General features: G+C 39.7%; 10 protein-coding genes. All 10 read right to left on the reverse strand.

From position 1 onward, the window contains the following. Positions 1-162: 162 nt before the first annotated feature. The 10 genes from FC32_RS04775 to FC32_RS10530 all read right to left on the reverse strand — a co-directional run bounded on the left by FC32_RS04775 (position 163) and on the right by FC32_RS10530 (position 6,106). Complete coding sequence (locus FC32_RS04775) at positions 163-441, reverse strand: YjcQ family protein (protein ID WP_081780088.1); 279 nt, start codon at positions 439-441, stop codon at positions 163-165. 43 nt (positions 442-484) lie between these two features. Beyond that, entirely contained in the window at positions 485-673 is a 189-nt protein-coding gene (locus FC32_RS04780; protein ID WP_025087794.1) for a hypothetical protein, read from the reverse strand. Further along, complete coding sequence (locus FC32_RS04785) at positions 658-1,623, reverse strand: class II glutamine amidotransferase domain-containing protein (protein WP_025087793.1); 966 nt, start codon at positions 1,621-1,623, stop codon at positions 658-660. The genes FC32_RS04780 and FC32_RS04785 overlap by 16 nt, the downstream gene beginning before the upstream one ends. Before the next feature lie 7 nt (positions 1,624-1,630). Next, the gene (locus FC32_RS04790) at positions 1,631-1,969 is read right to left on the reverse strand and encodes a hypothetical protein (RefSeq protein WP_025087792.1); all 339 of its coding nucleotides are present in this window, start codon (positions 1,967-1,969) and stop codon (positions 1,631-1,633) included. Next, positions 1,935-3,356: a phage portal protein gene (locus FC32_RS04795; protein WP_025087791.1), complete on the reverse strand. Its 1,422-nt coding sequence runs from the start codon at positions 3,354-3,356 to the stop codon at positions 1,935-1,937. The genes FC32_RS04790 and FC32_RS04795 overlap by 35 nt, the downstream gene beginning before the upstream one ends. Next, positions 3,356-4,375, reverse strand: a complete 1,020-nt coding sequence (locus tag FC32_RS04800) for a PBSX family phage terminase large subunit (protein ID WP_025087790.1) — start codon at positions 4,373-4,375, stop codon at positions 3,356-3,358. The genes FC32_RS04795 and FC32_RS04800 overlap by 1 nt, the downstream gene beginning before the upstream one ends. Beyond that, the gene (locus FC32_RS04805; protein WP_025087789.1) at positions 4,353-4,835 is read right to left on the reverse strand and encodes a terminase small subunit; all 483 of its coding nucleotides are present in this window, start codon (positions 4,833-4,835) and stop codon (positions 4,353-4,355) included. Before FC32_RS04805 ends, FC32_RS04800 begins: the two co-directional genes overlap by 23 nt. A 310-nt stretch (positions 4,836-5,145) precedes the next feature. Beyond that, complete coding sequence (locus FC32_RS04815; protein ID WP_025087787.1) at positions 5,146-5,421, reverse strand: hypothetical protein; 276 nt, start codon at positions 5,419-5,421, stop codon at positions 5,146-5,148. A gap of 380 nt (positions 5,422-5,801) precedes the next feature. Beyond that, complete coding sequence (locus tag FC32_RS10785) at positions 5,802-5,969, reverse strand: hypothetical protein (protein WP_004047968.1); 168 nt, start codon at positions 5,967-5,969, stop codon at positions 5,802-5,804. Continuing rightward, positions 5,969-6,106 carry a hypothetical protein gene (locus FC32_RS10530; RefSeq protein WP_156399008.1) on the reverse strand — a complete coding sequence of 46 codons (138 nt, stop codon included), beginning with the start codon at positions 6,104-6,106 and terminating at the stop codon, positions 5,969-5,971. Before FC32_RS10530 ends, FC32_RS10785 begins: the two co-directional genes overlap by 1 nt. Positions 6,107-6,404: the final 298 nt, after the last annotated feature.

A 6,404-nucleotide genomic window follows, 5' to 3' on the forward strand; every position in this document is an offset into this window, starting at 1 on the left:
CCTCCTTTTTAAAGTCTTGTTTGACTGTTTTGCCTTGCAGCTTTTAACGCCGTCAGCATGTTTTGGGCAAAATAAAAAGACATCCCACATGGAATGCCTTTATTATATCAACGGTAACCAGTCTCTAGCTTCTTTGGCTACCTTGTAAGCTTTTTGCATCAATTAATTTTCTTCCAGATACTGGATGCCTTGGCTAGTGATGTGCCAGTTTCTTGGGTGATTGAGTACGCTGTTTTCTGGTGAAACAACATCCATAAACTCAACGCCCTTAACATAACCATCATCAGATAGCATTTTCATAGTCTGATAGAACTGCCGATCTGAAATACCTAACATATTAGCATTCAGACTATCGACACTAGCATCTAAGCCGTTTTCGTAACTGTCATTTAGGTATTTCAAGATCTTGCATGCTACTCGAGCATAGGAATTAGACTTCATATTCATCCCTCCGTGTACTAAAAAAGCACCCTATCTGAGTGCTTTAATTTCCTGTAAATGCTTCAGGCCATTCTGTTAGTTTATCATTTTCTTCTTCAAATCGTTTATCAAAGTAAGCTATCTCTTCTTCTGTCAGTCCTTCAACATAAGGATCGGAAGAATATACGATATCTTTTTTTGGTATGAAATTCATCAATTTTTTGATACGATCCTCAACTAAAGCTTTTCGCATTTTATACCATATCCTTCCAGTTTTTTAACAGTTTCATTGTAAGCTCTTTCTACATCATCAGTATAACCATTTTTTATAATATCTTCAACATTTTTATCAAATAAATGTTGATGAAATGGTCGATTACCATGACTGTATTTATAGATATTACCATCATGAGTAACAACAATCCCAAAACTATACCCTCTAAATCCAGATGCTGTGTAGTCTGAACCCGTTGGAGGAACATTTGTTGGATGGTTATGCATCCCTATCATCGTCCCTCTACCGTACTCAGATATCAATTCTTTGACTCTTTCGCTTGAAACCGAAACCTCGAGTTTATTAGAATTTCCGAAGGACTTATTTACTACATTTCCTGCACTATCGAAAATATAACTATCTTCACCATCTGTACCTGTTCGGTGCGTCAACATTGCAATAGCATATTTTCTTAACTGTTGATTTACTTTCGGATCGTCAGTTAGATTGTCAAACTTAGATTTGAACTCATCTGAATCAATGAAGTCAAAATCTACTTTATTATCACCTATTCGATTTTTATCACCACGTTCAACACTAATAGACATTCTTCTACACCGACAATTTGGATGCGAACTTTCTGGTACTCTCGGGCTGTCCTCATCACCAACTTTATACGGCCCACTCATCGCAAGTAGCGTACACTTTTGACAAGCTCCTGGCTCAATGATCCAATTAAAATACTTCACGTTGTTTACCTTAAATGTCTGTTCAACGATCGCATCTTCTCTTGCAGCTGCTTCAGTTCGAGCAGTTCGTTTAGCTTTAACTGTTGCGTCTCGAAGTATCTTAGGAATATTATCAGCACGCATACTTTCCGCATTTCCCGGATAAAAATGATTTGCGATATCTTCTGCGCGCATCCCTTGCGATACCATGCCATTGATCACATTGCTGATCCGGTTGACAGCTTGATCGTGATCTGTCAATACTCGCTCAGTCCAAGGAATAAAATCTTTTCCTGTCTTGACTTTGAACTGACGTTTGACTCATTGCAGTGTAATAGTCCACTCGGTCTTGTTCTTGCACTGACAGGTCATTTGGGAGCTTGTCATACTGTTGTTTGAGTAAAAGCAGGTCTCTCACTGTAACTTTGCCATATAAATTAGCTGGCACGACTACACCATCAACGGCATAACGATTGTGCACATCGCTTACGATCGCACGTAAAGTATCGATCGCCTGGTTATAGACTTCTTCGATCTCGGCATCGGTCGCATGATCACGTTCAAGCAGATGATCAATCCTTTTCTTGACTTGTTCGACTGTTTGCATTTGGATCACCGTCCGTTACTGCGTTAGTTTGCTTCAAAACCTGCATATTTGCTTTCATCTGCTCATTTTTCTCCTGTTCTATACGCTCTTGTTCCTGCCGTGGATCATTAACGATAGAAAGCGTCTTGAGCCACGTTTCACTTGATACCAGGTTCGCTAAGATTTGGGCCGTTTGAGCTTCTGAAAGCGTGTCGTGTGGTAGATCGTATTGGAAATTGATATCAAGGTCTTTCCACGCTTCTCGACTGATGTTTTCGATCAGATCTGAAGCAAACACGACTTGATACATGTCCTTCAATGACTCGATAAAACCACGAGACTTCAGAGTGGCCAGATTTAACATCGGCTTGTACTTCATTTCGAGCGCCACACCTGTTGAGTTGCCAAAATCTTTATCGTTCAAGTTAGTTATCATCGAGACTTGATAAAGATTATCGATGACTCGATTGATAAGATTTTCCTGCGTCGTATCAGCATTTGGCTTAGACAAAAAATCGACGTCTAGACTTTCCGGTGTCTCGTTTGGATCATCACTTTCGCGCGATTTCAGATTGATGATGCGATAGTTGCGCAAATTCTCCAGATCATCTTCGCTAAGGATCGCTCCTAAGACTTTCATGTATGCATCAGCAAAATAATCGACGTCGTTCGCTTTCTCAGACATCGCCTTGTCGATCTCATCGATCAGCGGTAAAACATTCTTGATCACACTTAAGCGCTCATCATTTTCCACGGCTTCAATGATCGGGATCATCCCAAACGGGTTAGCTTGTCGAACACCGAAATTACTTGTATTGCGACTAGTATCAGATTCCCATTGGTAACGCTCAGAAAAGACTGTGATCTTATAGTTAGTTGAATTTCCAATGTGTCCATACCGAACCGCATACAGTGGCTTATGAGCTACTGTATTGTCATAGATCACAAATGTATCAAGTGGCAAAGCATCAGTCACATAGATCTCGCTATCATGACTGTAGACATAAAAATAAGCCCTACCATAAATGCAGGACTCTTTCCAGACACGAGCGATCACACTATCCATTTTGCGTGACACATTGAACTGGGATAACGATTTATTTCCTAGGTCTTCCGGTAACATGATCTGAACAGGTTTACCAACAGAAAAACCAGTGAACGTGTCGACTAACTTTTTCGGATAGTTCAAAACAAGGCGATTATCTGGTTTGTTATTTGGTTTTGGCAAAGCTCTTACGATAGCGTCATGATCCGCCTTGTAATATCTGCGCATTTTTGCGTACTCACGAGCAAGTTGCTCGTTTTCTAAAATGAAGCGCATGACATCTGATAGTGTGATCTCTTTTTCGCTATCATAATAAAATACGTTATCAGCGCTCACGATACAACGATCATTCAAATATTTCACTAGATCCCCTCCTTTCGTAGTTTGATGTTTTTACGTTTCTTGGTATATAAGACTTTCATCGCAAAGTACCGATCGGCGTCCATGCAGTGATCATGTTCTTTGACAACAGCATCTTCGCCTCGATCAGCGGCTTTTTTGTCCCACATGTATGATCCAAATTCCTTGATCGTGTGTTGGCTAGCTTCAGTCCACTTCATCTTGCCCTGGTTCATCTGCGTCATCATGAAACGCACGCCATCTAAAACATTGTTGTTAGCATTGACGACGCCAAAGCCCCGATTTCGCAAAGCTTTTTTGAAAGAAGCTGCAGACGGGTCGACGATCAATTGGACATCCCTACGCTCTAAGCGATTATCAAAGAAAAAATCTTCAAGATCGTCGATATATTGCCCGTCTGTCTTCTGGCATCCTGTCTCACGACCTGAATAGTAATACTCGGCGTTGTTGTACCAAACACCCTTAAACGAGCTCCAGAGCTTAAATACAGTCGCATTTTGCGTACCGTAATCAATGCTGATCCATTGCTTTTCCCAAACCGTGTTTTTAGGGATGTCGGCTACCATTTTTTCACGATCGAAATTGTCATAGACTAGCCCATCAGCCATCGCCCATTCGCCTAAGATATACCGTCGATAAAACACGCCAGAATACATTGAATCGTAGCGCTCAAGCGTTTCTTTTGATAATGACGGATTATCCTTCATCAGAAAATGGATCCGGATTGCTTTTTTCTTTGTCAACTCATCGATCCACTGTAATTTGAACCAGTGATAAGGCGAGTCCGGGTTACAGTTGAACCATGCTTTAGATCCTTCATTGCGCCCGTTGAACTGCATCATAGCCCAACGAACATAGGACAAAGACATCACGACTGTTTTACCGGCACGAACAGAACCATCGCAAATGATCGCAAACTTATCTTGATACTTAGGTACTTGCCACCAAAAAAGAACTTGAAGTTGCTTTCTGGAAAAGGGATGAAAGGCAAATCTGATATTAAGTTTCGATCTCATCACCATTTCCAAACACTCCTTTCATCCCGTCTTGGACAGCACTTGCTAAGTCGTCTGTGCGTTCTTCGTCTTCATCAGTACCAAACTCTTCTTGCCTGATCTGGACTTCAAAGGCATTAGGCATCGCTTTAGCTTCGGCTGAATCAGCTTCAGCTTTGAGTTTACGGATCTGTTCAGCAATAAAGGGATCGTTACCTGGATAACGTTTCATAATCTCTCTTGCTGCGCTTATTCTAGTTTTTAGATCCGCTTCTTTTTGTTCTTTAGCATCTGCGATCTTGTGAGACTCAATTTCAGCCATTTTGGCGTCAATATAGGATTTTATTCTTGCATTTTCTAGCATTCTGCCTGCTAAAGATTTCGCATAGGCTTCTGAGTAACCTGCTTTAACTGCTGACTGATAAATATTTCCAGACTTAATATACTCATCAGCAAACGCCTTTTGTTTAGGTGTTAGCTTCTTCACTTCATTTCACCCACCTCCGATTTTAAGTAAAATAAAAAGCCAGCCTGTCATAGCTGACTTTCTTCGATTATTTGTACAACCCTTGGGGCTAATATGTACAACTCCTGTATTTTTTTGTTCTCGACTGTCGTTTTACCAAAGTGGGCAACTATCTGCCTCTTGCTTGTAGGTAAAATAACTTCATGGCCTAACAGATCCAACACATCTGAATCATAAATACTCAGATAATTTCTATGCATATCATTTTGATACATTGCATATACTATTGCTTTCTTCCTACCTCCAAGCCCTAGCACATATGCTTTATATCTTAATTGCTCCTCATGCTTGTTAGTTTGTTCTTGTTCAGAAATTTTTTCTCCTCTAATTCTCTTTGTTTACTTTCAAAGAAATCACCAACTAAAGTCGCAATAAAAAATAATGTTAATAAAACAATCAGCCAAGTAAATTTTCTATAAAACCATTCCAAGTGCAACGTCTCTTCAAAAGGAATAGCTAGTAACACTAAGCACCCAAATAACGACATTATAAAACGATCCTTAGAGTTCAATTTTAAAGCCTCCAATACAGCTTTTATATACTCCATTTCAATTCACCTCAGCCGTAATTATAACAAAAGCCCAGTCACGGGGACTAGGCTCAGTGAGATAAATTGAATTGTTAGTCTAATGACTAAAGGCTAAAGCTGGAATTGCACCAACACGGTATGGGTAAATTACCGCTCACTAGATTAAGCCATTTTGCCACTCTCGGTCGTTGTGGTGGCAAGGACTTATCGCGCCCACACGATAAACTTATTTAGTGACGCTCTAGCACGTCATGCTTTCTCATCCAAAATATTCTCAAAGTAAATAATCAAACTCATGTCCCATTTCTGGAACATTATCATAATACTATGATGTTCCAACGGTTTACCAGCGCTATTTCGACGGTTTTACAGCGGATTTCCAGCGGAAAAGCAACGGTTTATTCTGATAGTCTCTTATCAAGCAGTTCTTTAAGTTCTAATAGATCTTCATACTTGCCATACTTCGTGATAAATGTCCTTGCTACCGATCGCTTGCGCATATAGGCAGCCTTTTCTTTGTTCTTAGCTTGCCAGCGTTTATTCCGTTCTGTCTGTGATAATGCCATTACTTCATCACCCACCAAGCAATTAATCCAGCTATCACGATCAAGGCGATAGCACTTGTGATCATTTCTTTTTTTGTAGTTCGTCTAACAGAAGCGCTCATTTTAAATTTACCCTTTTGATATTCAAATAACTTCATTTGTACAACCTCCTAATTATTGTGTTATACTAAAAGTACCAAGAAGGGGAAGGGCAATTCCCCTCCTGTGGTAACTAATCAATGTTACCACTCAAAATGCCATTCAAAGCTTACGATTACCAAATGAATTTTGACGGTTAATTTGGTTTTTGTAGGCTTTTTTATTTTTAGCTTTTTGAGCAGGTTCATTAATCTCACCTCCTCCTTGGTACTATTTTATTGTACTATACACATTACGTAAATGCAATACTTTTATATTAAAAAAAGCCTGATTTCTCAGACTTTTTCACTTATATTT

Origin of the sequence: Ligilactobacillus apodemi DSM 16634 = JCM 16172 (assembly GCF_001434405.1) — a bacterium.
Classification (GTDB): Bacteria; Bacillota; Bacilli; order Lactobacillales; family Lactobacillaceae; genus Ligilactobacillus; species Ligilactobacillus apodemi.

Coding starts and splice junctions, on each gene's coding strand:
- FC32_RS04775 (WP_081780088.1), bottom strand. CDS start 441: ATGAAGTCTAATTCCTATGCTCGAGTAGCATGCAAGATCTTGAAATAC.
- FC32_RS04780 (WP_025087794.1), bottom strand. CDS start 673: ATGCGAAAAGCTTTAGTTGAGGATCGTATCAAAAAATTGATGAATTTC.
- FC32_RS04790 (WP_025087792.1), bottom strand. CDS start 1,969: ATGCAAACAGTCGAACAAGTCAAGAAAAGGATTGATCATCTGCTTGAA.
- FC32_RS04800 (WP_025087790.1), bottom strand. CDS start 4,375: ATGGTGATGAGATCGAAACTTAATATCAGATTTGCCTTTCATCCCTTT.
- FC32_RS04815 (WP_025087787.1), bottom strand. CDS start 5,421: ATGGAGTATATAAAAGCTGTATTGGAGGCTTTAAAATTGAACTCTAAG.
- FC32_RS10785 (WP_004047968.1), bottom strand. CDS start 5,969: ATGGCATTATCACAGACAGAACGGAATAAACGCTGGCAAGCTAAGAAC.
- FC32_RS10530 (WP_156399008.1), bottom strand. CDS start 6,106: ATGAAGTTATTTGAATATCAAAAGGGTAAATTTAAAATGAGCGCTTCT.